We start from the raw sequence: 23,118 nt of genomic DNA, 5'->3' as shown, positions 1-23,118 counted from the left end.
TCTATCTCCCTGTATAGGTGACGAACCGTTCTAAACTTATTATGATTGCTGGTGTCTAATCTTTAGTTGGTAGCGACATAACCTTATCGAACTAATTCATCAAATACGATTGCGCCTTTTGCTTTTTGACCAATCGACGGTGGCGAGCAGTTATCTAAGACAGCAGCTAAACAAGTGATCCAAGCACTACCCTCGCAAACATGTGCAGCTTGGCAAATGTGAGTTGGTGCAATTTTTAGACAACCTTGCGAACGAGAAACTTTAATACTTTCAATTTGAGTATCTAGCTCTATCTCCAGCATCTGTAGTTCATCCTTTGTCATCTCTGAGCCTGAGGAATAGCATTCAAGTAATAATTGATAATTCATTTATTTTTCTTCTCTGTTTTCTGCTCAAAGCCATCCTTAAAATCAGAGCCTGATTTGTTAAACCAAGCAAGTAAGGCTGCTATGGGTAGCCCTATTAAAAGAGCTAATAGCCATTGAGAAGTATCTTCCATTATGTAATTTTAAACTCTAGCGACTGAAGTAAATCCTTTTTCTCATTACTATTAATTCACTAGGAAGTAGTACTTGAGTAAAAGCCGAGGTGTTGAAATCACAAGAAATCAAGTAGAACATATTCATCCGATCAGGAGGTTTATGAAGCTCAGAACCCCATTTTCAGTCATCAAAAACGCGTTTAGTGATATTCGAGGCATGCATGATTTTAATTACGAAGTCCCTGCTGAAACAAGAGAAGAGTTTTGGAAAGAAGAATGTGAAATCCACCCAACTTCGTCAACATGCAAAGTCTATGAAGACTAATAAAACAAACATTTAATGGATCCTCTAGATCCTGCTCTTCAAAGTACAGCCGTATCAGGAGTTAAGCCTTTACTGACTCTGGCAATTTTTGCTGGATTAGGCTCTTTTTTCCTTGGGGCACTTGTTACTGCTATCAGAAGAGGAATAAAAGACGACGGTTGGTTCAAGTTCAACAAAAAACAAAATGAGCAAGACTGACCAATTTCTTTTTTAAGTCTCTAATCTGAACAAGACAAATTGGAGTCAATACAGATATATATGGAATTCTTTGATGAGTTCGAAATTTTTGGTGGGATCATTCCTAACTTGATTGGCTTAGCAGTTTTTTGTGGGGTGATTATTTATTTCGATCAAACTAGAAAAGCAAAAGTCAGACGAGGAGAGCAAGTCCCTCCTCATCAATAAAAATGATTCTCTTTGCTAAAGCTCAAATCATCGGTGGAATTGTTCCGAATCTGATTGCTTTTGGTTTGTTCCTTGGAGCAATTGGATACTTTGCTTTAACAGGAAAAATGGCTGAGATGTTCGGCGGGAAAAGGAAGTAGAACCCACAATCACCAAGAGGCAAAAGCTCAAGGGGGACCAGTGAGGGACCTTTTGTGTCTTCTCATTAAAAAAGACAGACTGGGAAACCTGTCTCTGACTGATAGGGGACGACAGGATTCGAAACTGTGAGTTCGCGCAACTAAGCACTAAAAAAGGCCTCTTCCGTAATGACAGAGAAGAGGCCTTTTTATTAGATTTTAAGAATCAGAATTACACAATTCCTGGGATGATCCAGCCTGTTATTCCGTAGTTAATGACTGCTGCAAAGAAGCCCATCATTGCTAGACGACCATTCATTTGCTCTGCTGTTTTCCAATAATTAGTTGCTTTGTTCATTACACGAATCCTGGAATAATTTGACCGGTTGTTGCATATGCACCGACTAGAGCAATGCATCCAAACAATGCTGCATAGCCGTTAAGTCTTTCAGCAGTTACCTTTTCAGGATCAATGTTTCTGCTGTTGTTGTTGTTTTGAGTAGTCATTAAACGACACCTGGAATAAGTTGACCGGTTGTTAGGTAGATACCTGTTAGAAGAACGAATGCCATCATGGCTGGTCTTCCGATGCTTCTTTCTAGGATTGTTTTGTTAGATGGTTGCATTGTTATTGGTAGTTATTGATTTAGAAAATTCCAGGAATGATTTGGCCTGTTGTGAAATAAGCACCTAAAAGACTAACCATGCCGATCATTGCCCAACGGCCATTTGTCTTTTCTGCTTCTTCTGGATAGCTGGTGTAATCCTCGACAAGCTGAGGCTGTGTTTCACGAGCAAAGATGTTTTGCTTGCCGTACTCAGTGATTACCTGAGATGAAGATGACGTTGTCATTACTGGAATTGAATTGATGTGAAGTAATGTAAAGTATGAATTTTCAAAGTGATAGATACGGTCAGGTACGGCTTCTTCTAATACTTAATAGCCTTAGACCTCAAACAGTAAATACAACAACTAATTAGAGAGATATTAATCCAATGATTAGATCTATTGATAACCCTCATAAGTATAAATAGCCCGAACATGAGTGAGTTTACCCACCCTTAATATTTTGATTGCAGGCTATATTTTAGTCATTAGAACCACACCAAATTATTCATTTTTCATGAGTTCCGATCCTGATAATTTACAAATACTTATCAGCAAGTACAGAACTATGGATATCAATGAATTAGAAGCAAATATCGATAATTGGAATAAAGAAAATGATTGCCCAACTCAAACTCAAAACCTTGTTATTGCAAAAAACGAACTGGAAATTAAATATAAAGAGAGACAAGAACAAATAGATCTGTTGACTAAATCCCTCACATCTTCTTCACGAGCTGGGAGATGGATTTCTAGCATTAAAGCCGTCATTAAACAGCTTTTAAAATTCAAGAAGTAAAAGCAATATCACCTTTCATGAGTTGCTGTATTAGTTAGTCCCACGTTGAAAGATCAGTAGTTCCTTGAGATCTTTGCATCCATGAAATTTTCCAGATGCCATCAATTTTTTTGAAAATCAATGAATAAGTAGATAAATCATTGTTCCGCTCTCCTTTATAGCTAAATGCTTCTTTCAAGGTGAATGCAGCAAAGCCCCAATCAGAATTAGCCTCTAGCCGATGAATCTTGACTAATTCAGAGAGTTCGATCACCAAATCTGCACTGTCATACATTCCTGCAAGAGCCTGCGCGGTTATGGGGTTTCCACTTGGTCTAATAGCCAAGAAATCATTTGTAGTGTTAGCTGGCAAAAATGTCTTGTTTTGAGCCCTATCCGTAAAGCCATGAATAAGTGCTTCTAGTTGCTGTGAATCAGAAGACAATGTTTTTTAATGTATTTCGCTAGAGCATCTCACAATTCGAATAATCTGTATCTGCCATTTATGTATTTGAACAAATAGGAAATGAATTGAGAAGTGGATAAAACGCACTAAAAAATGGACTTACAACAGATCACAGCACTCCCTAAAAAAGATTTGGCAAGTTTTCTTATCGGATATATATTCGATTGGCGTCAAGCAAAGATGCCACGCTGCGTGGAAAGAAATCGGGTCGGTGCCCGAGTGGTTAATGGGGGCGGACTGTAAATCCGCTGGCTACGCCTACGTTGGTTCAAATCCAACCCGGCCCATCTTTCCACAAGCCCTTGTAGCTCAGCGGTAGAGCACTCCCTTGGTAAGGGAGAGGTCTCGGGTTCAAGTCCCGACGAGGGCATCGTCGGAGGGACGAAAGAGACACTCAACTGCATTCAAGAGACCCCAATAGGGGTCTTTTTTAATGCCAAGTCGTTGCTATTAGAGGGGATTTGCGACCAGATAACCATCAGGGACTATCAGCATACTTCAATAATTCAAAATCAAAAGTCCCCAAAAGATCCCCAAGAAAGTTCTAAAAGTCCCCAAGATTTTCAACTTGTTGTCCATAGGTGTACGGATCAGGAATGAAGTAATACCAGATTTACGAGTTCAGATTTCCTCATACTTGAAATTGATTTCACACCAACCAACATTGCCTTTAATTCTTTATTGGTCTTTTGCATCAGGAGCGACTTCTGATCTACAAATATTCCTTTCTTGAAGATTGAAAAAAGCGTCAAAGATTATGAGGGTTGCAGCGATGCAAAAGATCACCACCCCATCTGTAATGGATGTCATTAGATTTAGAAATTCTTGTTAGCGTCGATGGAGGACTCATGCCCTTCGCTTTCGACAAACTAATTCTATGAACAGACTTCTCTCCAGTAAAAGATCTAAATGGATATTTGTAATTGGACTTGTTGCTATAGGTGCAGGTTTTTCAGCAAAGAATGTGATCTCATATCCATCTGAATGCACCACTCCAGATATGGTCACGATGAGATGATTTACGGAGGAATTTGTAGAGTGGCGAACCCATCTTTATCTGGAGTAACGAGCGTTCTGATCAGTCGGATCCTTTTCGACAGACTTCCAATGGAACAGAAAGCAACATTTGAAAAATACAAGGATGTCTATAAAAAAGATTATTTGGGATTTGACGATGAAGACGGGAGATACTTTGAGGATTTAGCAAAAGATTTAGAAGGAAAGCATGTCAGTTTTGAGTTATTAGATCTTGAAGAATATGGAGTTCTCTATTAGTTGAAAAGGGATTGAAGATTTAATTATTTGATTGGACGATCGATAACCCAAATGTCTTCCTCTTTTGTATCACCATGAATCCACTCTTTAAACTCTTGATAAATTGCAACTTGATCTTTCCTATCAAGAGTCATTGATCTCTCTAAAATCTTTGTCAGAGAGGAACTAATTAAGTCTTCAATATGCTCTTTTTTTCTCATTGATTAGAGTTGAACCAAGTGGTTAACAAACCAAACGGCAAATATAATTTTTCCCCCAATAAGAAAAGGGAGAACCTTAAACGACTTCTTTTCAAATGATGCTTTGCTAGTTGAATTCATTAAAGAAACCCTCCTAGAGGAGGGTTAACTAAAATTGTGAGGATGTTTTGAAGGGAAAAGGTTGAACATTCCACCACTTCAGATTCTCAAAAAGTGCAGACCTAATGAACTTTTTTGAGTAGCGAAGAGAGGACAGGATTTCACCGACTGTCCCCCGATCTAATTTGATGGCGCTTCCGTATTACGCCATCAATCTTCAAGTAATTTAGAGAGAACTTCTTCAGTCTTGCTGTTCGGTTGAGGTAGTGCTTTCCTACAAATTCCATTAAATAAGGGAGCGAGATTTTGGTCGCTCCCTTTGAGTCCATCACTCCAGACCTATTGAAGTGCGTTGACTCCTGAATCTTTTGTAACCCATTAAAATAATTAAAACTAGGGGTAAAAGCACCAGAGTATTTTTACTAAATTATGGATATTAATTATCACTTACTCATAGATATTATTCTTGTTTCAGGAGCATTATCTTTTGTCTTAATCGCAAGAAAAATGAAAAAGAAAAACCCCTGAAATGAATCAGGGGTTGGGGTTGTTCCGACCATTGCAGAGACCGCACGAAAGGTGTTCTCTGTCCACTACAGGAGGTGTGAGATTCCTCCCTAGAGTCAATGCACATATCCCCTTTTTAATATCTTCGAGAGTGCTATGACTCTTGATTTATTTCTACTCCTAATACATGAAAATATCTATGGTATTTACCACACTTAAGCAGCATCAACACAAGCATTGAATTGATGTTGCACTAACTTCCAACCATTACCTATGAGTTCATTCCAAGTCTCATGAGACGATAGGTAATCAAGTCTTCTGGTGTTCTTCAATTTGGTTGGAATACCTTGCTCTGTGCAGTACCAAAGTTGAGTAAAGACAGTCGGAAATGCCATTGCAGATTTCGGGTCACGCATAAAGAGCAAACAAAAATCTTTGGCAGGTGCAAGTAACCATCCTGATGGAGTGGGTTTCATTTCTCTTGCTGGTTCGTTCATGTAACTGATGTCAGATGGTGGGGTCATCAATAAGAAGAGACAAAAAGCACCTGCTCACTGGTGCTTCCTTTGTTGTTTGTGATGGGGATTAAACTAGTACAAATATACTGCTTTTGTCTAGGTGGTCAAGCATATGAATCTTTCGTTGAGGTAGAAGCAGGAGAGATTTAACGTATTAGTTTCCAATGATTCATGTCTCCTTCTGACATGCTTCCAAAAAATCTTTCCAAATAGGCAGAAGAAATGATTTCTTTCCAGGTCTGCACAAACAAATCTTTTGTACAGGTCATTGAACCGTGCTTTTCCTCAACCAACTCTGCTATGTGAGAAGTCCAAGCAACTCTTTGCCAACCTGTGAAAGTAACACCTCCCCAATTAGACCCCTTTCTCAACCGATCCAACATTCCAGGATTACGTGATTCCAACATTTCATCAGTAAAACCATACTCTTTCCAGTATTTCAGGACAATCCACTCTCTTACACGGATGGCTACCTAGGAAAGCATCGCAATGTTTTTGTGCCTCAATAAAGTCAATATTACTTCCGTAAAAGAGGAGACATTTGCAATGAATTCATCAGAGCAAACGATGCTCTAAAGCAAAAAAGAGGTAGAGAATCCACAGTTTTTCAGTACACAGCCAGAACCCTTTTTAAACAATCTTTTGAATCTGTTTTTATTCAGCACGATTTGAGCACTTTGATAAAAAATAAGTTTTTATTATAGCCTTCATCAATATTCATAATTGATTCACCTAAGCAAAAACCCACAGTATCGACATTTTTTCTTTATATTTTTTTTATATTTCTATTTTTGTTATGACTCCTGAAGCAGAAAAGTTTAACGGTTGGGCAGCAATGCTTGGTTTCGTTGCAGCGTTTGGCGCTTACGCAACAACTGGTCAAATCATTCCTGGCATTTTTTGAATGGAACTCAACCCATTTAAGCCTTATCAACAATTCTTTCAAAATTTATTGAAAAGATCTAATAAAAGTTTTTAACGGTCTGGTTAAAAACTTTTTTTTTTGGTGCAACTATAGTTAATTGATCACGCCTACTATCACAAAGCCATATGCTTAATATGGTGTACAAAAATTTTTTTATTGTCTGTACACATAAATTTAATTTTTAGTTTTTAAAGAATAGGAAACCAAAAAAGCCCCTATTGCAATAGCAGATAAGAGGTTTTCTGATCAGTTTTAAAATAGTATCAAACTATTTCTGAAACGATCCAGCCTTTTATTCCGTAGTTAATGACTGCTGCTAATAAACCCATCATCGCTAGACGGCCATTCATTTGCTTTGCTGTTTTCAAGTAGCTAATTTCCTTGCTCGTTAAACAACACCTGGGATGATTTGGCCGGTTGTCAGATATGCGCCGACAAGGGCTAGGCAACCAACAGATGCAGCTAGACCATTGAGTCGTTCAGCAAACACTTTGCCTTCTTCTAGTCTTGGCGTTTCAGTGGTTTGGTTTTTCATTAAACGAAACCTGGAATGATTTGACCGGTTGTTGCATATGCACCGACTAGAGCAATGCATCCAAACAATGCTGCATAGCCGTTAAGTCTTTCAGCAGTTACCTTTTCAGGATCAATGTTTCTGCTGTTGTTGTTGTTTTGAGTAGTCATTAAACGACACCTGGAATAAGTTGACCGGTTGTTAGGTAGATACCTGTTAGAAGAACGAATGCCATCATGGCTGGTCTTCCGATGCTTCTTTCTAGGATTGTTTTGTTAGATGGTTGCATTGTTATTGGTAGTTATTGATTTAGAAAATTCCAGGAATGATTTGGCCTGTTGTGAAATAAGCACCTAAAAGACTAACCATACCGATCATTGCCCAACGGCCATTTGTCTTTTCTGCTTCTTCTGGATAGCTGGTGTAATCCTCGACAAGCTGAGGCTGTGTTTCACGAGCAAAGATGTTTTGCTTGCCGTACTCAGTGATTACCTGAGATGAAGAAGACGATGTCATTACTGGAATTGAATTGATGTGAAGTAATGTAAAGTATGAATTTTCTAAGGGGTAGATACGGTCAGGTACGGCTTCTTCTAATACTTAATAGCTTTAAACCTCAAACAGTAAATACAACAACTAATTAGAGAGATATTGATCCAATGATTAGATCTGTTGATGACTCTAGTAAGTAAAAATAGCCCGAACTGGTTAGCCCTACTTCAGCCGTCCTACCATCACTTGAAACCTTCTTTTAATGTCACGCAAATCTTTGATGCGACCCAAAACCTTTAGTCATGTTTGCGATCGATAAAACTACTGCTGTAAAACTAATTGTTTTTTGGAATCTTCCTGCACTTCTTTTGTCAGATAGTGCTTATGAAGTTGATAATTTCGTATTTACTTAATTAAAAATGACATCATTAAAAAGGACTTAAAAGGAGGAGTCAAAGAAAACACAAAAAAACCGCCAGTTTTAACATGGCGGTTTTTTTGAAGATCAGTCGCAAGTGTTTCCTTGTTTCCACTGCGGAGGATCTCAACTCCTCACTGAATTAATTTAATGGAAATAAAACCAAGGAAAACCCTTTGCAGGCGAGTTTAAAAATTGGCACATGCATTCAGTCACTAAAAAAGCATCCTGCTCAAAGAGTGGATGCTTTTTTGGCACAGAACTATGTGTGAGGAGTTGTTCTGTTAAACCTTTCTAAACCATAATGCACTAAATTGCTGAGAACAGAAATATTCTCTTAAACATATTTGAATTCCAAGTGAGGACTTATTTACACCACTTCACTTCTCTATTGACAAAATTTCAACCTATCCCCTCAAACCTAATATAAATCGAAGTTATACGAGAAAAAACATAAAACAAACTCAAACAAAGAGGTAAAAAAAAAATTAATCAGCAGATAGCCTGATCGAGTCTTTAAGAAATTTATGTTGTTGAATTGCTTCTGATGGTTCTATTCAAACAAAAAGGCAACAGAATTTTCATATGACAATAACTTAGTTCTGATAAAAAGGAATCTATTTAATCAATGTTGGCAAGACAACTCGTCAGACTTAATCGATCTGATACTCTTTCATCTTTATTCCCATGGTTTTCTTTCCTTGTGATTTCCTTAGGGAAACCTGCTCCTCTTGTGCATAATCGCATTCAAGTAAAATATTTTGTAAAGCAAAAATGATTTTTTATGTCTATGGATAAGTTATAAAGAATAAAAGATAAAAAAATTACTTACCACGCAAAGACAGTAAGCTTTATGTAACAAGCTGAACACCCATAAGAGAATCTTTCGTTTAAGATTATTTTTGTAGCAATTACTACTAAAACGTTCACCTCATCGATTGATGAGCCGCAGTTTGACTCAAGCCAAGGAACGGGGACTTGAGCATATTTCGGAGCAAAAAATGTCTTTAACCTACAGAGGTCTTAAGTACAACCAGCAAAAGTCAGTCGCTGAAAAGCAGCATGTACAACTTACTTATCGTGGTAAATCTTACCAAAGCTAGCCACGATTAGTTCATTTACAAAAGCCTTTAAATTTAAGGGCTTTTGTAAAACAATAAAGTCACTTGATAATCTTGGATCTTTTGTTCAAATATATATTCATCATAGCCAAGGCAAAAATTATAAAAAAGGATATTATAAATAGCAAAAGATAGTTTCCTGAAATCATATTTATTTCACCATTTAATATTTTTTGTAGGAAATTTTTTAAACCTATATCCTTAATTTTTCTTGCAGCAAAACCACTAGCAACAAAAGGAGAATCTGAAATTATTATACTAAAAACAAGAGCAGGCATAAACCTCTTCCAAGTTATTTTTGTTAGTCCTATTGCATAACAAACGAAGTCAAAGAACCCAGACATTAAAAGCGCAGTCATCAGAAAATAATTATTTTCAAGATAATATTGGCTAATACTTTCCACTCGTTTCATTTGCTTTGAGCCAAGCAACTTACCAACAAAGTTTCTCCCTAATTTTCTAGATAATAAAAATGATATCGAACATGATACAAAATCAGCAAAAAATATAATAACTAACCCTTGGGTAAAGCCAAACTGAAAACCTGCAGCAACTGAAAATATTGTTCCAGGCAAAACTGGTATAACAATACTTATTGATCTTAATGAAAACAACAAGAATATTAATATTAAACTGGAAAAACTATTTGTATTTAAACTACTAACAATATCATAAAATAAATCACTAATAATATTAACATCAAAACGAACAAGAGAGATGCTTAAAGTAATAACAAAAAAAATTAGTATTCCATACCTAAAATATTTACTACTTATTGACTTATTATCCATAAAATATTTTCTCAAACAAAATCGAAATTTATGTTCAAATTATAGTATGTAATTTTTAAAAAATTTCTATAAAAATTACTAATTCTGCTCAAACTTAAGGCTGCAAAGCGTATTAGCCTCTCTTAGAGGCATTTCTCCAGAGTTCCATTTCTCATATACACATGTATAAAAAGGTTCATTTATGCTAGTTAAATCATTTTTTTGATCTATTAATTCTCGGAGATATTTAGCTTTCGCCCGAAGATAATCTTTCTTATATGACCAGTACATTACTTCGGCAACACCTATAAAAGCCAAAGAGAATGCAAAAATAACTAACAAATGATAAATCAATCTTTCATTACTAAGAAATAATATTTTATTGTCAACATCATACAAAAGTAACTCGTAGATAATACTCAAAGTTCTTTCCCTTCTCTTTTAATAAAAATACTGATTAGCACCTTTCATAGATTTCATTACTAATCCAATTAATCATCACAAAACCGTATCTAACATTGTAGAAACAAAAATGTCAAACACCTCAAAAAGTACTTAGGGACTATCTTCACATGACATAACCCTCAATTAATGATTTATTTTGTTAGAAGAAATAAAATCTTCAAAGTTCAATGTCATCAAAAAATTTCCTACTTAATCAGTTACAAGAAATAGTTTTGTCCGGCATGACAAGAAGTGAGAAATGGCGGAGGAAACAGCTTCACGTCTTATCAAATTTATTAGAAAATCATCAACAGCAAATATTAAATGCTTTACATCAGGATTTAGGGAAACCTCCTACAGAGGGTTTCTTTGAAATTATTGCTGTCAAACAAGAAATAAAATTGGCACAGAAAAATTTATCCAGCTGGATGAAGGCGAAAAAAATAAATGTCCCTATATCTTTACGGCCTGCTCAAGCACTTGTTCAGCCAGATCCGTTAGGCTGCATTCTGATAATTGGTCCATGGAATTATCCTTTTTCTCTTACCCTTCAGCCGCTAGTAGGAGCATTGGCAGCTGGAAACACTGCAGTTTTAAAGCCTTCAGAACATGCACCCAATGTCTCAAATCTAATAAAAAATCTCATAGAAAAGTATTTTCCGCCTGAGATCGCTCAAGTTGTTGAAGGTGATGGAAGTACTGCTGCTGATTTAATAACTCAAAAATTTGATCATATCTTTTTTACCGGTGGAGAAAATATAGGGAAAAAAGTAATGGAAGCGGCTTCAAAAAATCTTACTCCAGTAACTTTAGAGCTTGGAGGGAAAAGCCCAGCCTTTGTTATTAATGGTGCAAATCTTGAAGTAACTGCAAAAAGGATCATATGGGGAAAAAGTCTAAATGCCGGTCAAACATGTATTGCACCGGATCATTTATTAGTTGAGCATAAGCTTGTTGATTCTTTAGTCTCTAATTTAAAAAATTCGATCAATAATTTTTATGGAACTACTCCTCTAGATTCACAACATCTAGGGAGAATAATCAATAAAAACCAATTTGATAGGCTTAATAAACTACTAAAAGAAGCTAAAAAGAATGGCCAGATAATATATGGAGGAGATAGTAATGAAATAGATAGAAGGATTAGCCCTACTCTTATCAAAATCGAGAATCGAAATGATCCACTAATGAAGGAAGAACTTTTTGGACCATTGCTACCTATTTTGCCTATTAAAAATCTCGACGAGGCCATTAAAGAGTTCAAGTCTTTGCCTAAACCCCTTGCCCTTTATCTTTTTGGTGGGGGTGGCAACGAGCAGGGGAAAATACTTGCAATGACTTCTTCTGGAGGTGTTTGCTTTAATGATGTAGTTTTACAAGCAGGAATACCAGAACTGCCATTCGGAGGTGTCGGTTCAAGTGGAATAGGGAAATACCACGGCAAAGCAGGTTTTGATAACTTTACTCATTACAAATCAGTCCTAAAAAGACCTTTTTGGCTAGATCTTAATTTCAGGTATCCTCCCTATAAGCTGGATTTATCTTTACTGAATAAGTTAATAGGTTAAAATTAGCGTAAATTTATGAGATGGATTATTAATTGCGATAGAAATGATCACAAAGATAAAAACAACTGTTAATCTGTTTTATCTTAATAGTATTGTTTTATTCTTATCAACATTTGCCATACATGTTAACGCAGAAACAAAAATTATTGCTAGAAGTGACGACACACTCTTAAAGATATCTAGTCGATATGGAGTGTCTTTGAAAGAGCTAATGTATAAAAATAATTTCAATGATGCAACCCAAATAATTGCAGGTAAAGCGATAGTAATACCTATAAATAATAATGATAAAGATACAAAAGTTGACAACCTTGTTCATGAAGTTGTTGAAGGAGATACTCTTTATAAAATCGCAAGAGAATATAATGCAAATTTAAAAGATCTTATTTCTATTAATAATTTAGGAAATAATTCTTTCCTCGAACTAGGTCAAATTATCATACTGCCGAGAGGATCAAACTATAGAGAAGTAGTTAATGATAAAAGTACCAACTTAGCAAGTAATAAGGTTTTTTACCATCAAACCTCGAAATCAGAGGATATTTCGTCAATTGCGAAGATACACCAAGTCCCAATAGAAGAAATTAATATTTTGAATAACTTGAAAAACACTTCAAAAGTCAATCCTAATACAAAATTAAAACTAAGAAAAAATAAATCTTCTAAATGGCTAAAATATGGCTCATTAATCATCAATTGGTCAGACTGGACATATCTTGATGGTAATTATATTGCTCTAGCAAAAACAAAAAATAATAAATCTTTTTACTTAGCTCTTAACTGCAAAAAAAGAACATTAAATAATACATTAAATAATTCTTACTGGACAAGTTGGTATTTTCCTGAGACCGATTTTGAATTTAAATTACTCAATGATTTTTGTACTCAGGATTTTAGAATGTGAATTATTTATTCATATCAAGGGAAGGAGGATCCAATCTTTCAGTGTCTTCCTCAACAAGTTGCAATCTCAACCTTTTCCCCCCAGAAAGTTCTCCAAGAGAAACTCTTATAGTTGAACCAGTCAGAGTTTGAAGCGTATCTAAAAGCTCTCTTAAATAAGGAGTGCTACTGCCAGACTCGACCCATAATCTCTCTTGCAAACCCTCTAATCTTTTCCAAGCAGAGTGAAACTTCAAGATAGAGCTCTCTATAGTTTTTGCCTGTCCAAAAGCATCTGCAAGCAATCCTAAAGAATCCAACCTGAGCGCTTCTTGAGTGGCTTTATCTAAATCTAAATCCTTATTTTGAAAAGCTCTTAAAGCTAGAGAAGCATCTAAAGACTTGCCGATCCATTTAGCAGTATTCGTCATGTCTTTGACCGAATCAATTTCAGGATTTTCTCGTAAAGTTTCACATATTTCTTCTTGCTGAATAGGCGATAACTTAGATAATTCTCTTACCAATGGAGCAACGAACTTGGCTGGTAATAGATTTGATTGTGTTTTTTCTCTAATTTCAACAGGCAAAAGAGAACTGGTTGCGGCCATAAATTCGTCAGTAAGACTCTTTACTTGTCTTCTGGTTATATCCTTCCCTTCATTGGCAGCTTCAGAAACCATATATTGAATCTCAGGCGCAGCTTGCGCAGTTTCAATAAAAGCTCTTTTAGAAAAATTATTTACACTTGATTCTTCAAGAATTCCATCACCCACAAGATTATCTGAGGAATCAGCTAACTGGATAAGGGAATATGCTTTGCTTTTACTAATTTCCATCTCTCTTAACCACTGCAAAAAACCTGTACCTCTTCCATCGCCGCCTCTCTTTTCTCTATCTCTAACAACACGTAAAATCCTTCCTCGCCAAATTTCAGTTTGCAAATCGAACTGTTCGCATAGAGACCATGCATTTTCTAATTTCTCAATGAAGTCAATATTGCTTAAATCATCTTGATCAGGATCAGGCAAATCAAACGATATAGAAGATGGGTCTAAAGATGGTTGTGATATCACAAAAAATAAAATCGTTATAAGGTTAATATTTCAAAGCTAATTGAAAATTCGTCCGAAAATCAATATGAACTATTTTTATCTGAAAGTAAAAATCTTTAATAGCGATCTACTTTTCAGGATAGCAGCGACAGTCTGTGACACATCTACAAATATTTCCAATTTTGATAGATAATAATAATATAAAATCAATACAGAGAAGTCAGATGAGCTTTGCAAGAAAAGATAAGGTGCGCATTTTGCGTCAAGAATCCTACTGGTTCAATCAAATTGGAGAAATTGTCTCTATCGACAAATCTCCAGCGATGAGATACCCAGTGACTGTCAAATTCGAAAAATGTGATTTCAAAGCTTTTAGCGGTGTTGATGGCGGGGCCAACACCAGCCAATTTTCAGTAAACGAGTTAGAAGCTGCTGCAAGTTAGCAGTATTATTACTTTTGCCAGAATTACCTGAAGTTGAGACAGTTAGAAAGGGACTTGAGAAACATCTAAAAAATTTTTATATTCAAAGAATAGAAGTATTAAAAGAACGTTCAATTGCAAGTATTGGAGGATCTAAAAATTTTATTAATAATATTAAAAGTAGCTATTTAGGTAATTGGGAAAGAAGAGGAAAATATTTAATAGGATCTTTACAATCACAAAACAAAATAAGCAAAGGTTATTTAGTCGTTCACCTTAGAATGACAGGCCAATTTATATTACTTGAAAAACATATAAACCCTTGTGCTCATACTAGAGTTAGGTTTTTAGAAAAGAATGGCAAAGAACTTCGGTTTATAGATATCAGAAATTTCGGACAGATGTGGTACGTGCCGTCGTCAAAATCGGTGTCAGAAATTGTTTCTGGAATTAAAAAATTAGGCCCAGAACCATTTAGTGAAGCTTTTAATAGCAGTTATTTAGAAAAATATTTGAAGAAAAGAACTCGTTCAATTAAATCATCATTGTTAGATCAAGAGACTGTCGCTGGTGTTGGGAATATATATGCAGATGAGGCATTATTTGATGCATGTATTAATCCAAAAACTGAAAGTAGAAATTTAAAAAGCTCTGAATTAAAAAGGCTTTGTAAAAGTCTTGTCAAAATTTTAACTATAAGTATTGGAGAAGGCGGAACAACTTTTAGTGATTTTAGAGATTTAGAAGGAGCAAATGGAAAATATGGTGGACAAGCCTTCGTATACAGAAGAGGTGGTAAAAGTTGTAAAAAATGTGGAGAAAAAATAGTGCGAGAGAAACTCTGTGGCAGGAGCACACACTGGTGTCCTAATTGCCAAAAATAATTAAGCATCAAAAAAGGGTTCTTGTATGAACCCTTTTTAAATAATTTTACCTGGCATTGAGCTATTTTCTCAGGGGGCTACCCCCCAAATATCTTCGCCGCTGATGCGTTTCACAACCGAGTTCGAGATGGATCGGAGTGGTTCCACATCGCCATGAACACCAGGAAAGTGTTGTTTATGAACCCTGAAAACTGCATAGATATTATTAAAAATAAATTGAAAGAATAAAACAATAATTTGAATAAAAGCAAAAGAAGGTCAAGCCCTCGATCTATTAGTACTCCTCCGCTGCATCTGTTACCAGACTTCCACGTAGAGCCTATCAACGGGTGTTCTTCCCGTGATCTTACTGGTTTAAACCATGGGAATACTCATCTTGAGGTGGGCTTCCCACTTAGATGCTTTCAGCGGTTATCCACTCCGCACATGGCTACCCAGCGTTTACCGTTGGCACGATAACTGGTACACCAGAGGTGCGTTCCTCCCGGTCCTCTCGTACTAGGGAGAAATCCTCTCAATATTCCTGCGCATACACCGGATATGGACCGAACTGTCTCACGACGTTCTGAACCCAGCTCGCGTACCGCTTTAATGGGCGAACAGCCCAACCCTTGGGACCGACTTCAGCCCCAGGTTGCGATGAGCCGACATCGAGGTGCCAAACCTCCCCGTCGATGTGAACTCTTGGGGGAGATCAGCCTGTTATCCCTAGAGTAACTTTTATCCGTTGAGCGACGGCCCTTCCACTCAGAACCGTCGGATCACTAAAACCGACTTTCGTCCCTGTTCGACTTGTAGGTCTCACAGTCAAGCTTCCTTCTGCTTTTGCACTCGACGACTGATTTCCAACCAGCCTGAGGAAACCTTTGTGCGCCTCCGTTACCTTTTAGGAGGCGACCGCCCCAGTCAAACTGCCCAGCAGATACTGTCCGTTTCCCGGATAACGGGTAAACGTTAGATCTCTAGCTCTGAAAGAGTGGTATCTCACCGTTGACTCAGTAGCACCCAAAAGCACTACATCAATGTCTCCCACCTATCCTGCGCATTCAGAGCCCGAGAACAATACCAACCTGCAGTAAAGCTTCATAGGGTCTTTCTGTCCGGGTGTATGTAGTCCGCATCTTCACAGACAATTCTATTTCGCCGAGCCTCTCTCCGAGACAGCGCCCAGATCGTTACACCTTTCGTGCGGGTCGGAACTTACCCGACAAGGAATTTCGCTACCTTAGGACCGTTATAGTTACGGCCGCCGTTCACCGGGGCTTCAGTCACTAGCTTCGCTTACGCTAACCGGCTTCCTTAACCTTCCGGCACTGGGCAGGTGTCAGCCCCCATACATCGTCTTGCGACTTAGCGGAGACCTGTGTTTTTGGTAAACAGTCGCCTGGGCCTCTTCACTGCGACCAGCTTGCGCTGGCATCCCTTCTCCCGAAGTTACGGGACCATTTTGCCGAGTTCCTTAGAGAGAGTTATCTCGCGCCCCTCGGTATTCTCTACCACCCCACCTGTGTCGGTTTCGGGTACTGGCAGTTATGCCTTAACGGGTATAGGGATTTTCTTGGAAGCATGACATCACCAACTTCGCTGCCGTGGCAGCTCGTACTCACGCCTTAGCTCAGAACGTTTTCTCCGTTCCTCAAAGCCTCGAACGCTTGAACCAGTAACCAACATCTGGATTGGCTAGCCTTCTCCGTCCCCCTTCCCAAAACATAACTGGTACAGGAATGTTGACCTGTTATCCATCGACTACGCCTTTCGGCCTGACCTTAGGACCAGACTAACCCTCCGCGGACGAGCCTGCCGGAGGAACCCTTAGGGTTTCGGGGCATGGGATTCTCACCCATGTTTTCGCTACTCAAGCCGACATTCTCACTTCTATGCAGTCCACGCCCGCTTACGCTAACGCTTCACCCCACATAGAACGCTCCCCTACCATTTATAAATAAATCCGCAGCTTCGGTACAACACTTAGCCCCGTTCATTTTCGGCGCAGGATCGCTCGACCAGTGGGCTATTACGCACTCCTTTGAGGATGGCTGCTTCTAAGCAAACCTCCTGGTTGTCTGGGCAATCCCACCTCCTTTATCACTTAGTGTTGATTTTGGGACCTTAGCTGGCGGTCTGGGCTGTTTCCCTTTCGACTATGGAGCTTATCCCCCACAGTCTGACTGCCTAGTTACACACAGGGTATTCAGAGTTCATCACGATTTGGTACCGCTCTCGCAGCCCGCACCGAAATGGTCGCTTTACCCCCCTGCTGGAGCACTAGACGCTACGCCTCAACGTATTTCGGGGAGAACCAGCTAGCTCCTGGTTCGATTGGCATTTCACCCCTAACCACAGCTCATCCGGTGACTTTTCAACGTCAGTCGGTTGGGACCTCCACTTGGTATCACCCAAGCTTCATCCTGGCCATGGTTAGATCACCAGGGTTCGGGTCTATAAACACTGACAAAACGCCCTATTCAGACTCGCTTTCGCTATGGCTCCACCATTCTCGGTTTAACCCGCCAGTGCCTATAAGTCGCCGGCTCATTCTTCAACAGGCACACGGTCACCCGATAAGTCGGGCTCCCATTGCTTGTAGGCTCATGGTTTCATGTTCTATTTCACTCCCCTCCCGGGGTTCTTTTCACCTTTCCCTCACGGTACTGTTTCACTATCGGTCACACAGGAGTACTTAGCCTTACGAGGTGGTCCTCGTAGATTCACACGGAATTCCACGTGCTCCGTGCTACTCGGGATACAGATAGGCCAACTCTCCTTTCGATTACGGGGCTTTCACCCTCTGTGGCACGCCATTCAAGCGTTTCTTCTAGGTTTGTTGGTCCACATTTCTGTCCCACAACCCCGATAGTCGAAACTATCGGTTTGGGCTATTCCCCGTTCGCTCGCCGCTACTTAGGGAGTCGTTATTTACTTTCCTTTCCTCCAGCTACTAAGATGTTTCAGTTCGCTGGGTTGGCTCGTGCCAGCCTATATATTCAGCTGGCCGTTCTAAGGGTTGCCCCATTCGGAAATTCCCGGATCAAAGCGTGTATCCAGCTCCCCGAGACATATCGCAGGTAACCACGTCCTTCATCGCCTCTGTGTGCCAAGGTATCCGCCATGAGCCCTTTGTAGCTTGACCTTAATACAATCACAAAATCAATTGTGCTCGGCTATTACTCAAGAATTAAACATGTATTTTGAGAAAAATAATTTAGTTATTACACTAAAAAATCAAACCAAAACAATGCATCCATGAGATGCTTTATTCTTTCTAATCTATGCAGTTTTCAAGGTTCTACTGAATTCTCACAGAATAAATCCATGGGAGCCCAGCATATTATCAACTTTAAATAGATGATAAGAAGCTAGGTTCTTTCAGGTAGACAATTCTAAGTCACATCTAAGAGTTTTCTCCGGAAATTTTGTTATCAGGATAGGTTTCAGTGGAGGTAAGCGGACTCGAACCGCTGACATCCTGCTTGCAAAGCAGGCGCTCTACCAACTGAGCTATACCCCCAACAACGAATGGGCCATCCTGGACTTGAACCAGGGACCTCACCCTTATCAGGGGTGCGCTCTAACCACCTGAGCTAATGGCCCAGGAGAAACCTTTTGTTGGGTGTGACCTAGACAAGTTTAGGAACTGAAATCAAAGAATTAAATATAAATTAATCCAATAATCTGAGGTACCGATCGACCTTGAGGTGACAGGATTGCGGCCTAAGAATAAATCACTTAGACATCACAATCTATTAATTGTCTCCCTGTTAGGAGGTGATCCAGCCGCACCTTCCGGTACGGCTACCTTGTTACGACTTCACCCCAGTCATCAGCCCCACCTTCGGCGTCCTTCTCCACAAGGGTTAAAGTAACGACTTCGGGCGTGGCCAACTTCCATGGTGTGACGGGCGGTGTGTACAAGGCCCGGGAACGTATTCACCGCAGTATGCTGACCTGCGATTACTAGCGATTCCTACTTCACGTAGGCGAGTTGCAGCCTACGATCTGAACTGAGCCACGGTTTATGGGATTTGCTAGCTCTCGCGAGTTTGCTGCCCTTTGTCCGTAGCATTGTAGTACGTGTGTAGCCCAGGACGTAAGGGGCATGATGACTTGACGTCATCCACACCTTCCTCCGGTTTATCACCGGCGGTCTTTCTAGAGTGCCCAACTAAATGCTGGCAACTAAAAACGTGGGTTGCGCTCGTTGCGGGACTTAACCCAACATCTCACGACACGAGCTGACGACAGCCATGCACCACCTGTCACTGCGTTCCCGAAGGCACCCTCTAATTTCTTAAAGGTTCGCAGGATGTCAAGCCCTGGTAAGGTTCTTCGCGTTGCATCGAATTAAACCACATACTCCACCGCTTGTGCGGGCCCCCGTCAATTCCTTTGAGTTTCACACTTGCGTGCGTACTCCCCAGGCGGAACACTTAACGCGTTAGCTACGACACCGAAGGGGTCGATTCCCCCGACACCTAGTGTTCATCGTTTACGGCCAGGACTACAGGGGTATCTAATCCCTTTCGCTCCCCTGGCTTTCGTCCATGAGCGTCAGTAATGGCCCAGCAGAGCGCCTTCGCCACTGGTGTTCTTCCCGATATCTACGCATTTCACCGCTACACCGGGAATTCCCTCTGCCCCTACCATACTCAAGCCAATCAGTTTCCACTGCCATGATGGAGTTAAGCTCCACGCTTTAACAGCAGACTTGAAAGGCCGCCTGCGGACGCTTTACGCCCAATAATTCCGGATAACGCTTGCCACTCCCGTATTACCGCGGCTGCTGGCACGGAATTAGCCGTGGCTTATTCCTCAAGTACCGTCATATCTTCTTCCTTGAGAAAAGAGGTTTACAGCCCAGAGGCCTTCGTCCCTCACGCGGCGTTGCTCCGTCAGGCTTTCGCCCATTGCGGAAAATTCCCCACTGCTGCCTCCCGTAGGAGTCTGGGCCGTGTCTCAGTCCCAGTGTGGCTGATCATCCTCTCAGACCAGCTACTGATCGAAGCCTTGGTGAGCCATTACCTCACCAACAAGCTAATCAGACGCGGGCTCATCCTCAGGCGAAATTCATTTCACCTCTCGGCATATGGGGTATTAGCGGTCGTTTCCAACCGTTATCCCCCTCCTGAGGGCAGATTCCCACGCGTTACTCACCCGTCCGCCACTAACCCGAAGGTTCGTTCGACTTGCATGTGTTAAGCACGCCGCCAGCGTTCATCCTGAGCCAGGATCAAACTCTCCGTTGTAGTCAGGCCCTATTGTAAAAAATTGATTTTACTCAGTCTGATTTGCTTCTCCCACAAATGACAGCACTGGCGTACTGTTTGTGATTGTTGCCACCTTATTTTCATAAGGGTTCTAAAGAGTGCACTTAGTTTTATCTTCGTGACTTTCCCGGATCTCAGATCCGTCGTTGCCTTCTCTTGTAGCTAATTAAATCGATTTGAGCCGTGAAACTCAAATTGAAAATCGCCGCAAGATTATGCAACTAATTTCTTTTGACGGGACCTCACACCTTTATCGCAATACATCCGATTCATTACGAACCAGACGCGATAAAAGCGTCAGTTCCTAAACTTTTAAGTTGTCTAGGTTCTGTCTTGACCAAAATAGCCAAAACATTTTCGATCTTTCGACCGTTTTTCAGCTTACAGCACAGAAGGGTTTAGTCTTCAAATGTTGTAAAACTCCCATCTAACAAAAAAACTTTCGTAATTTTTGCCAAATGAGTACGCTCAAGATTAACTTTCGCGCAGAAAAATATTGTAGACCCTAGGAGTACTTACTTGCAACAAAGTTGCAATTGAAATGTTTTACCTCTTACTATGAAAAGCAAATGAGTAAGCCATAACTAGCTTTTAGCGATGGCAAGAGATTATCTTAATGCCCGCACGTTTTAGCCAACAGCATAAAAGGGTACGTCCCAATTCAAATGAAGATAAAGTTGTTGCAAGAGCTAAGGAGCATTTTGAAAAAACTCTAATTGAAATTTCTGGAGATATCGCAGGAAGTGTTGCGGCCTTGGAGCACCCAACAAAAAATGATGCCCTCAATTACGGAGAGATTTTTTTAAGGGATAACGTTCCAGTCATGATCTATCTGTTAACGCAAAAACGATTCGACATAGTCAAGAAGTTCTTGACAGTAAGTCTAGATCTGCAAAGTACTACATATCAAACTCGAGGCGTTTTCCCAACAAGCTTTGTTGAAGAAAAAGGAAAATTAATAGCAGATTATGGGCAGAGATCAATAGGAAGAATCACCTCTGCAGATGCCAGCTTATGGTGGCCAGTACTTTGTTGGCTATATGTAAGAAAAAGTGGCGATCAAAGTTTCGGAACAAGTCAACAGGTTCAAAGAGGTATCCAACTTCTTCTTGATTTAGTTCTTCATCCAACTTTTGAAGGCAATCCAGTTTTATTCGTCCCAGATTGCTCATTCATGATCGATCGACCTATGGATGTTTGGGGAGCTCCTCTTGAAGTGGAGGTTTTGTTGCATGCATGTCTAAAAAGTTGCATTCAACTAATGGAGTTAAGTAGGAAACATCAAAAAAGTCGATTACTTGATCAAAGACTTGTTTTAACAAATCAATGGGTACATGATCTTCGCCAATTTCTTTTGAAGCATTATTGGGTTACAAGCAAAACAATGCAAGTCCTTAGAAGAAGACCAACCGAGCAATATGGTGAAGATCAACATCAAAATGAATTTAATGTCCAGCCACAAGTAGTCCCTTCATGGCTTCAAGATTGGCTTGAGAATAGGGGTGGATACCTTATTGGAAATATAAGAACTGGTAGACCAGATTTTCGTTTTTATAGCTTGGGAAATTCCTTAGCATGTATGTTCGGAGTACTAACTGCCCCACAGCAGAGAGCATTATTTCGCCTTGTATTACACAACCGTGAACACCTTATGGCACAAATGCCAATGAGGATTTGTCATCCACCAATGGACATAGAGGAATGGCAAAATAAAACCGGTTCAGACCCCAAAAACTGGCCATGGAGTTATCACAATGGAGGGCATTGGCCTAGCCTTTTATGGTTTTTTGGCGCTTCCATTTTGCTTCATGAAAAACGTTACCCAAAAGCCGATGTTTTACTCATGGGGCAAATGAGAGCTCTTGTTGAAGAATGTTATTGGAGTCAATTAAATCAACTACCAAGACAAAAATGGGCAGAGTATTTTGATGGGCCAACAGGTACATGGGTTGGTCAACAATCAAGGACTTATCAAACTTGGACTATTGTTGGATTTTTGTTAATGCATCATTTATTGAGAGCTGAACCCGATGATGTATTGATGCTTGATTTAGATTAAAAATTCTAAAACAAACCTAGAGTCAAAGATTTATCAATAGGTAAACAAGCTCCTATGCCTAGATACATAGTTAAAACTGTCCCAAAGAGAAAGAATGACATTGCAACTGGTCTTCTAAAAGGATTGGCAAATTTATTGATATTCTCAATAAAAGGAAGAATCATCAAGCCCAAAGGTATTAATGTTTGAAGGGCGATGCCAAGTAACTTATTAGGAACTACTCGTAGAATTTGAAAGACTGGATACAAGTACCATTCAGGGAGAATCTCTAATGGAGTTGCAAAAGGGTTAGCTTTGTCTCCTAAAAATGCAGGATCAAGAACTGCCAAGCCAACTACACAAGCTATGGTTCCAAGAATAACTACTGGGAAAATGTACAAAAGATCATTGGGCCAAGCTGGTTCTCCGTAATAGTTATGACCCATCCCTTTAGCAAGCTTTGCTCTTAACTTGGTATCTGATAAGTCAGGCTTTTTAAGAGTTGACATGATTTAGGAAAATTTTGATTTAGAGATTAAAAATT

At 39.5% G+C, this 23,118-nt stretch carries 34 protein-coding genes, 4 tRNA genes and 3 rRNA genes; 16 read left to right on the top strand and 25 right to left on the bottom strand.

The features are described 5' to 3' along the window. Positions 1-83: 83 nt before the first annotated feature. On the bottom strand, positions 84-368 hold the full coding sequence (locus AC6EI2_RS10315) for a hypothetical protein (protein ID WP_498462230.1): 285 nt from the start codon (positions 366-368) through the stop codon (positions 84-86). Continuing rightward, a complete protein-coding gene (locus tag AC6EI2_RS10310) occupies positions 365-499 on the bottom strand; it encodes a hypothetical protein (RefSeq protein ID WP_498462229.1) in 135 nt (44 codons plus the stop codon). The genes AC6EI2_RS10315 and AC6EI2_RS10310 overlap by 4 nt, the downstream gene beginning before the upstream one ends. Positions 500-572: 73 nt before the next feature. Here AC6EI2_RS10310 and AC6EI2_RS10305 point away from each other — a divergent pair, with 73 nt between their 5' ends. From AC6EI2_RS10305 to AC6EI2_RS10290, 4 genes are read left to right on the top strand one after another with little or no spacing between them, the layout of a single operon-like run. Beyond that, positions 573-806 (top strand): hypothetical protein, encoded by a 234-nt coding sequence (locus AC6EI2_RS10305; protein ID WP_498463507.1) that lies wholly within the window; start codon positions 573-575, stop codon positions 804-806. 15 nt (positions 807-821) lie between these two features. Continuing rightward, complete coding sequence (locus AC6EI2_RS10300) at positions 822-1,004, top strand: hypothetical protein (RefSeq protein ID WP_498462228.1); 183 nt, start codon at positions 822-824, stop codon at positions 1,002-1,004. A gap of 60 nt (positions 1,005-1,064) precedes the next feature. Beyond that, positions 1,065-1,211, top strand: a complete 147-nt coding sequence (locus AC6EI2_RS10295) for a hypothetical protein (protein ID WP_498462227.1) — start codon at positions 1,065-1,067, stop codon at positions 1,209-1,211. A gap of 2 nt (positions 1,212-1,213) precedes the next feature. Then, positions 1,214-1,351: a hypothetical protein gene (locus tag AC6EI2_RS10290; RefSeq protein ID WP_498462226.1), complete on the top strand. Its 138-nt coding sequence runs from the start codon at positions 1,214-1,216 to the stop codon at positions 1,349-1,351. Positions 1,352-1,562: 211 nt separating this feature from the next. On the opposite strand, the gene AC6EI2_RS10285 is transcribed toward AC6EI2_RS10290, so the two are convergent. From AC6EI2_RS10285 to AC6EI2_RS10270, 4 genes are read right to left on the bottom strand one after another with little or no spacing between them, the layout of a single operon-like run. Beyond that, positions 1,563-1,688, bottom strand: coding sequence for a high light inducible protein (locus AC6EI2_RS10285; RefSeq protein WP_498462225.1), 126 nt, complete (start codon positions 1,686-1,688; stop codon positions 1,563-1,565). Further along, the gene (locus tag AC6EI2_RS10280; RefSeq protein WP_011823187.1) at positions 1,688-1,837 is read right to left on the bottom strand and encodes a high light inducible protein; all 150 of its coding nucleotides are present in this window, start codon (positions 1,835-1,837) and stop codon (positions 1,688-1,690) included. The genes AC6EI2_RS10285 and AC6EI2_RS10280 overlap by 1 nt, the downstream gene beginning before the upstream one ends. Then, the gene (locus AC6EI2_RS10275) at positions 1,837-1,956 is read right to left on the bottom strand and encodes a high light inducible protein (RefSeq protein WP_011294968.1); all 120 of its coding nucleotides are present in this window, start codon (positions 1,954-1,956) and stop codon (positions 1,837-1,839) included. Before AC6EI2_RS10275 ends, AC6EI2_RS10280 begins: the two co-directional genes overlap by 1 nt. 20 nt (positions 1,957-1,976) lie before the next feature. Continuing rightward, positions 1,977-2,183 carry a CAB/ELIP/HLIP family chlorophyll-binding protein gene (locus tag AC6EI2_RS10270; RefSeq protein ID WP_498462224.1) on the bottom strand — a complete coding sequence of 69 codons (207 nt, stop codon included), beginning with the start codon at positions 2,181-2,183 and terminating at the stop codon, positions 1,977-1,979. A 193-nt stretch (positions 2,184-2,376) separates the two neighbouring features. On the opposite strand from AC6EI2_RS10270, the gene AC6EI2_RS10265 reads away from it, so the two are divergent. Next, the gene (locus AC6EI2_RS10265; RefSeq protein ID WP_498462223.1) at positions 2,377-2,736 is read left to right on the top strand and encodes a hypothetical protein; all 360 of its coding nucleotides are present in this window, start codon (positions 2,377-2,379) and stop codon (positions 2,734-2,736) included. A 34-nt stretch (positions 2,737-2,770) separates the two neighbouring features. On the opposite strand, the gene AC6EI2_RS10260 is transcribed toward AC6EI2_RS10265, so the two are convergent. Beyond that, positions 2,771-3,160 (bottom strand): DUF3804 family protein, encoded by a 390-nt coding sequence (locus AC6EI2_RS10260; protein WP_498462222.1) that lies wholly within the window; start codon positions 3,158-3,160, stop codon positions 2,771-2,773. A 226-nt stretch (positions 3,161-3,386) separates the two neighbouring features. Between AC6EI2_RS10260 and AC6EI2_RS10255 the strand changes: the two genes are divergently transcribed. From AC6EI2_RS10255 to AC6EI2_RS10240, 4 genes are all read left to right on the top strand, one after another. Next, a tRNA-Tyr gene (locus AC6EI2_RS10255) sits at positions 3,387-3,468 on the top strand. Between the two features lie 11 nt (positions 3,469-3,479). After that, positions 3,480-3,551 (top strand) — tRNA-Thr (locus AC6EI2_RS10250). A 507-nt stretch (positions 3,552-4,058) separates the two neighbouring features. Beyond that, entirely contained in the window at positions 4,059-4,199 is a 141-nt protein-coding gene (locus AC6EI2_RS10245) for a hypothetical protein (protein ID WP_498462221.1), read from the top strand. After that, positions 4,196-4,456: a hypothetical protein gene (locus tag AC6EI2_RS10240; RefSeq protein WP_498462220.1), complete on the top strand. Its 261-nt coding sequence runs from the start codon at positions 4,196-4,198 to the stop codon at positions 4,454-4,456. The genes AC6EI2_RS10245 and AC6EI2_RS10240 overlap by 4 nt, the downstream gene beginning before the upstream one ends. Positions 4,457-4,479: 23 nt before the next feature. Here AC6EI2_RS10240 and AC6EI2_RS10235 read toward each other — a convergent pair whose 3' ends face one another. The 3 genes from AC6EI2_RS10235 to AC6EI2_RS10225 all read right to left on the bottom strand — a co-directional run bounded on the left by AC6EI2_RS10235 (position 4,480) and on the right by AC6EI2_RS10225 (position 6,187). Further along, a complete protein-coding gene (locus tag AC6EI2_RS10235; RefSeq protein ID WP_498462219.1) occupies positions 4,480-4,656 on the bottom strand; it encodes a hypothetical protein in 177 nt (58 codons plus the stop codon). Between the two features lie 821 nt (positions 4,657-5,477). Beyond that, positions 5,478-5,759 carry a DUF1651 domain-containing protein gene (locus tag AC6EI2_RS10230; protein WP_498462218.1) on the bottom strand — a complete coding sequence of 94 codons (282 nt, stop codon included), beginning with the start codon at positions 5,757-5,759 and terminating at the stop codon, positions 5,478-5,480. Between the two features lie 167 nt (positions 5,760-5,926). Further along, positions 5,927-6,187, bottom strand: coding sequence for a hypothetical protein (locus tag AC6EI2_RS10225; protein ID WP_498462217.1), 261 nt, complete (start codon positions 6,185-6,187; stop codon positions 5,927-5,929). A 389-nt stretch (positions 6,188-6,576) separates the two neighbouring features. Here AC6EI2_RS10225 and AC6EI2_RS10220 point away from each other — a divergent pair, with 389 nt between their 5' ends. Beyond that, positions 6,577-6,684, top strand: coding sequence for a high light inducible protein (locus AC6EI2_RS10220; RefSeq protein WP_011125327.1), 108 nt, complete (start codon positions 6,577-6,579; stop codon positions 6,682-6,684). Positions 6,685-6,968: 284 nt separating this feature from the next. Here AC6EI2_RS10220 and AC6EI2_RS10215 read toward each other — a convergent pair whose 3' ends face one another. The 6 genes from AC6EI2_RS10215 to AC6EI2_RS10190 all read right to left on the bottom strand — a co-directional run bounded on the left by AC6EI2_RS10215 (position 6,969) and on the right by AC6EI2_RS10190 (position 8,876). Further along, the gene (locus AC6EI2_RS10215; protein WP_498462216.1) at positions 6,969-7,073 is read right to left on the bottom strand and encodes a high light inducible protein; all 105 of its coding nucleotides are present in this window, start codon (positions 7,071-7,073) and stop codon (positions 6,969-6,971) included. Positions 7,074-7,093: 20 nt separating this feature from the next. Continuing rightward, on the bottom strand, positions 7,094-7,240 hold the full coding sequence (locus tag AC6EI2_RS10210) for a high light inducible protein (protein WP_498462215.1): 147 nt from the start codon (positions 7,238-7,240) through the stop codon (positions 7,094-7,096). Next, positions 7,240-7,389, bottom strand: coding sequence for a high light inducible protein (locus AC6EI2_RS10205; protein ID WP_011823187.1), 150 nt, complete (start codon positions 7,387-7,389; stop codon positions 7,240-7,242). The genes AC6EI2_RS10210 and AC6EI2_RS10205 overlap by 1 nt, the downstream gene beginning before the upstream one ends. After that, complete coding sequence (locus AC6EI2_RS10200; protein ID WP_011294968.1) at positions 7,389-7,508, bottom strand: high light inducible protein; 120 nt, start codon at positions 7,506-7,508, stop codon at positions 7,389-7,391. Before AC6EI2_RS10200 ends, AC6EI2_RS10205 begins: the two co-directional genes overlap by 1 nt. 20 nt (positions 7,509-7,528) lie before the next feature. Continuing rightward, the gene (locus tag AC6EI2_RS10195) at positions 7,529-7,735 is read right to left on the bottom strand and encodes a CAB/ELIP/HLIP family chlorophyll-binding protein (protein ID WP_498462214.1); all 207 of its coding nucleotides are present in this window, start codon (positions 7,733-7,735) and stop codon (positions 7,529-7,531) included. A 1,015-nt stretch (positions 7,736-8,750) separates the two neighbouring features. Then, entirely contained in the window at positions 8,751-8,876 is a 126-nt protein-coding gene (locus AC6EI2_RS10190; protein ID WP_498462213.1) for a hypothetical protein, read from the bottom strand. 194 nt (positions 8,877-9,070) lie between these two features. Here AC6EI2_RS10190 and AC6EI2_RS10185 point away from each other — a divergent pair, with 194 nt between their 5' ends. After that, complete coding sequence (locus AC6EI2_RS10185; RefSeq protein ID WP_498462212.1) at positions 9,071-9,232, top strand: DUF4278 domain-containing protein; 162 nt, start codon at positions 9,071-9,073, stop codon at positions 9,230-9,232. Positions 9,233-9,291: 59 nt separating this feature from the next. On the opposite strand, the gene AC6EI2_RS10180 is transcribed toward AC6EI2_RS10185, so the two are convergent. Together AC6EI2_RS10180 and AC6EI2_RS10175 are read right to left on the bottom strand one after the other, a co-directional pair. Further along, entirely contained in the window at positions 9,292-10,041 is a 750-nt protein-coding gene (locus AC6EI2_RS10180; RefSeq protein WP_498462211.1) for a TVP38/TMEM64 family protein, read from the bottom strand. Between the two features lie 78 nt (positions 10,042-10,119). Further along, complete coding sequence (locus tag AC6EI2_RS10175; RefSeq protein ID WP_498462210.1) at positions 10,120-10,443, bottom strand: hypothetical protein; 324 nt, start codon at positions 10,441-10,443, stop codon at positions 10,120-10,122. 209 nt (positions 10,444-10,652) lie between these two features. Here AC6EI2_RS10175 and AC6EI2_RS10170 point away from each other — a divergent pair, with 209 nt between their 5' ends. Next, positions 10,653-12,032 (top strand): aldehyde dehydrogenase family protein, encoded by a 1,380-nt coding sequence (locus AC6EI2_RS10170; protein WP_498462209.1) that lies wholly within the window; start codon positions 10,653-10,655, stop codon positions 12,030-12,032. 43 nt (positions 12,033-12,075) lie between these two features. After that, complete coding sequence (locus tag AC6EI2_RS10165; RefSeq protein WP_498462208.1) at positions 12,076-12,936, top strand: LysM peptidoglycan-binding domain-containing protein; 861 nt, start codon at positions 12,076-12,078, stop codon at positions 12,934-12,936. Position 12,937: 1 nt separating this feature from the next. Here the strand turns inward: AC6EI2_RS10165 and AC6EI2_RS10160 are convergent, their stop codons facing one another. Continuing rightward, positions 12,938-13,987, bottom strand: a complete 1,050-nt coding sequence (locus tag AC6EI2_RS10160; RefSeq protein WP_498462207.1) for a hypothetical protein — start codon at positions 13,985-13,987, stop codon at positions 12,938-12,940. Positions 13,988-14,190: 203 nt separating this feature from the next. On the opposite strand from AC6EI2_RS10160, the gene AC6EI2_RS10155 reads away from it, so the two are divergent. Together AC6EI2_RS10155 and AC6EI2_RS10150 are read left to right on the top strand one after the other, a co-directional pair. Continuing rightward, a complete protein-coding gene (locus AC6EI2_RS10155; RefSeq protein WP_498462206.1) occupies positions 14,191-14,409 on the top strand; it encodes a photosystem I reaction center subunit IV in 219 nt (72 codons plus the stop codon). A 14-nt stretch (positions 14,410-14,423) separates the two neighbouring features. Further along, complete coding sequence (locus AC6EI2_RS10150) at positions 14,424-15,272, top strand: DNA-formamidopyrimidine glycosylase (RefSeq protein ID WP_498462205.1); 849 nt, start codon at positions 14,424-14,426, stop codon at positions 15,270-15,272. 48 nt (positions 15,273-15,320) lie between these two features. Here the strand turns inward: AC6EI2_RS10150 and rrf are convergent. From rrf to AC6EI2_RS10125, 5 genes are all read right to left on the bottom strand, one after another. Next, positions 15,321-15,437: ribosomal RNA gene (gene rrf / locus AC6EI2_RS10145) — 5S ribosomal RNA — on the bottom strand. Positions 15,438-15,526: 89 nt separating this feature from the next. Continuing rightward, a 23S ribosomal RNA gene (locus AC6EI2_RS10140) occupies positions 15,527-18,402 on the bottom strand. Positions 18,403-18,707: 305 nt separating this feature from the next. After that, a tRNA-Ala gene (locus AC6EI2_RS10135) sits at positions 18,708-18,780 on the bottom strand. A gap of 9 nt (positions 18,781-18,789) precedes the next feature. Beyond that, a tRNA-Ile gene (locus AC6EI2_RS10130) sits at positions 18,790-18,863 on the bottom strand. 167 nt (positions 18,864-19,030) lie between these two features. Beyond that, positions 19,031-20,515, bottom strand: a 16S ribosomal RNA gene (locus tag AC6EI2_RS10125). The 16S, 23S and 5S rRNA genes sit together here with 2 tRNA genes alongside, the layout of an rRNA operon. A 637-nt stretch (positions 20,516-21,152) precedes the next feature. Between AC6EI2_RS10125 and AC6EI2_RS10120 the strand changes: the two genes are divergently transcribed. Then, entirely contained in the window at positions 21,153-22,595 is a 1,443-nt protein-coding gene (locus tag AC6EI2_RS10120; RefSeq protein WP_498462204.1) for a glycoside hydrolase 100 family protein, read from the top strand. 5 nt (positions 22,596-22,600) lie between these two features. Here the strand turns inward: AC6EI2_RS10120 and petD are convergent, their stop codons facing one another. After that, positions 22,601-23,083, bottom strand: a complete 483-nt coding sequence (gene petD / locus AC6EI2_RS10115) for a cytochrome b6-f complex subunit IV (protein ID WP_498462203.1) — start codon at positions 23,081-23,083, stop codon at positions 22,601-22,603. Between the last annotated feature and the right edge of the window lie 35 nt (positions 23,084-23,118).

Source organism: Prochlorococcus sp. MIT2302 (genome assembly GCF_059772385.1).
This window is presented reverse-complemented; position numbering and strand designations above follow the sequence as displayed.

Coding starts and splice junctions, on each gene's coding strand:
- AC6EI2_RS10120 (WP_498462204.1), top strand. CDS start 21,153: ATGCCCGCACGTTTTAGCCAACAGCATAAAAGGGTACGTCCCAATTCA.
- AC6EI2_RS10220 (WP_011125327.1), top strand. CDS start 6,577: ATGACTCCTGAAGCAGAAAAGTTTAACGGTTGGGCAGCAATGCTTGGT.
- AC6EI2_RS10230 (WP_498462218.1), bottom strand. CDS start 5,759: ATGAACGAACCAGCAAGAGAAATGAAACCCACTCCATCAGGATGGTTA.
- AC6EI2_RS10240 (WP_498462220.1), top strand. CDS start 4,196: ATGATTTACGGAGGAATTTGTAGAGTGGCGAACCCATCTTTATCTGGA.
- AC6EI2_RS10205 (WP_011823187.1), bottom strand. CDS start 7,389: ATGACTACTCAAAACAACAACAACAGCAGAAACATTGATCCTGAAAAG.
- AC6EI2_RS10165 (WP_498462208.1), top strand. CDS start 12,076: ATGATCACAAAGATAAAAACAACTGTTAATCTGTTTTATCTTAATAGT.
- AC6EI2_RS10170 (WP_498462209.1), top strand. CDS start 10,653: ATGTCATCAAAAAATTTCCTACTTAATCAGTTACAAGAAATAGTTTTG.
- petD (WP_498462203.1), bottom strand. CDS start 23,083: ATGTCAACTCTTAAAAAGCCTGACTTATCAGATACCAAGTTAAGAGCA.
- AC6EI2_RS10270 (WP_498462224.1), bottom strand. CDS start 2,183: ATGACAACGTCATCTTCATCTCAGGTAATCACTGAGTACGGCAAGCAA.
- AC6EI2_RS10210 (WP_498462215.1), bottom strand. CDS start 7,240: ATGAAAAACCAAACCACTGAAACGCCAAGACTAGAAGAAGGCAAAGTG.
- AC6EI2_RS10200 (WP_011294968.1), bottom strand. CDS start 7,508: ATGCAACCATCTAACAAAACAATCCTAGAAAGAAGCATCGGAAGACCA.
- AC6EI2_RS10185 (WP_498462212.1), top strand. CDS start 9,071: ATGAGCCGCAGTTTGACTCAAGCCAAGGAACGGGGACTTGAGCATATT.
- AC6EI2_RS10285 (WP_498462225.1), bottom strand. CDS start 1,688: ATGAACAAAGCAACTAATTATTGGAAAACAGCAGAGCAAATGAATGGT.
- AC6EI2_RS10290 (WP_498462226.1), top strand. CDS start 1,214: ATGATTCTCTTTGCTAAAGCTCAAATCATCGGTGGAATTGTTCCGAAT.
- AC6EI2_RS10280 (WP_011823187.1), bottom strand. CDS start 1,837: ATGACTACTCAAAACAACAACAACAGCAGAAACATTGATCCTGAAAAG.
- AC6EI2_RS10235 (WP_498462219.1), bottom strand. CDS start 4,656: ATGAGAAAAAAAGAGCATATTGAAGACTTAATTAGTTCCTCTCTGACA.
- AC6EI2_RS10300 (WP_498462228.1), top strand. CDS start 822: ATGGATCCTCTAGATCCTGCTCTTCAAAGTACAGCCGTATCAGGAGTT.
- AC6EI2_RS10295 (WP_498462227.1), top strand. CDS start 1,065: ATGGAATTCTTTGATGAGTTCGAAATTTTTGGTGGGATCATTCCTAAC.
- AC6EI2_RS10180 (WP_498462211.1), bottom strand. CDS start 10,041: ATGGATAATAAGTCAATAAGTAGTAAATATTTTAGGTATGGAATACTA.
- AC6EI2_RS10225 (WP_498462217.1), bottom strand. CDS start 6,187: ATGTTGGAATCACGTAATCCTGGAATGTTGGATCGGTTGAGAAAGGGG.
- AC6EI2_RS10315 (WP_498462230.1), bottom strand. CDS start 368: ATGAATTATCAATTATTACTTGAATGCTATTCCTCAGGCTCAGAGATG.
- AC6EI2_RS10245 (WP_498462221.1), top strand. CDS start 4,059: ATGAACAGACTTCTCTCCAGTAAAAGATCTAAATGGATATTTGTAATT.
- AC6EI2_RS10275 (WP_011294968.1), bottom strand. CDS start 1,956: ATGCAACCATCTAACAAAACAATCCTAGAAAGAAGCATCGGAAGACCA.
- AC6EI2_RS10195 (WP_498462214.1), bottom strand. CDS start 7,735: ATGACATCGTCTTCTTCATCTCAGGTAATCACTGAGTACGGCAAGCAA.
- AC6EI2_RS10155 (WP_498462206.1), top strand. CDS start 14,191: ATGAGCTTTGCAAGAAAAGATAAGGTGCGCATTTTGCGTCAAGAATCC.
- AC6EI2_RS10310 (WP_498462229.1), bottom strand. CDS start 499: ATGGAAGATACTTCTCAATGGCTATTAGCTCTTTTAATAGGGCTACCC.
- AC6EI2_RS10190 (WP_498462213.1), bottom strand. CDS start 8,876: ATGCGATTATGCACAAGAGGAGCAGGTTTCCCTAAGGAAATCACAAGG.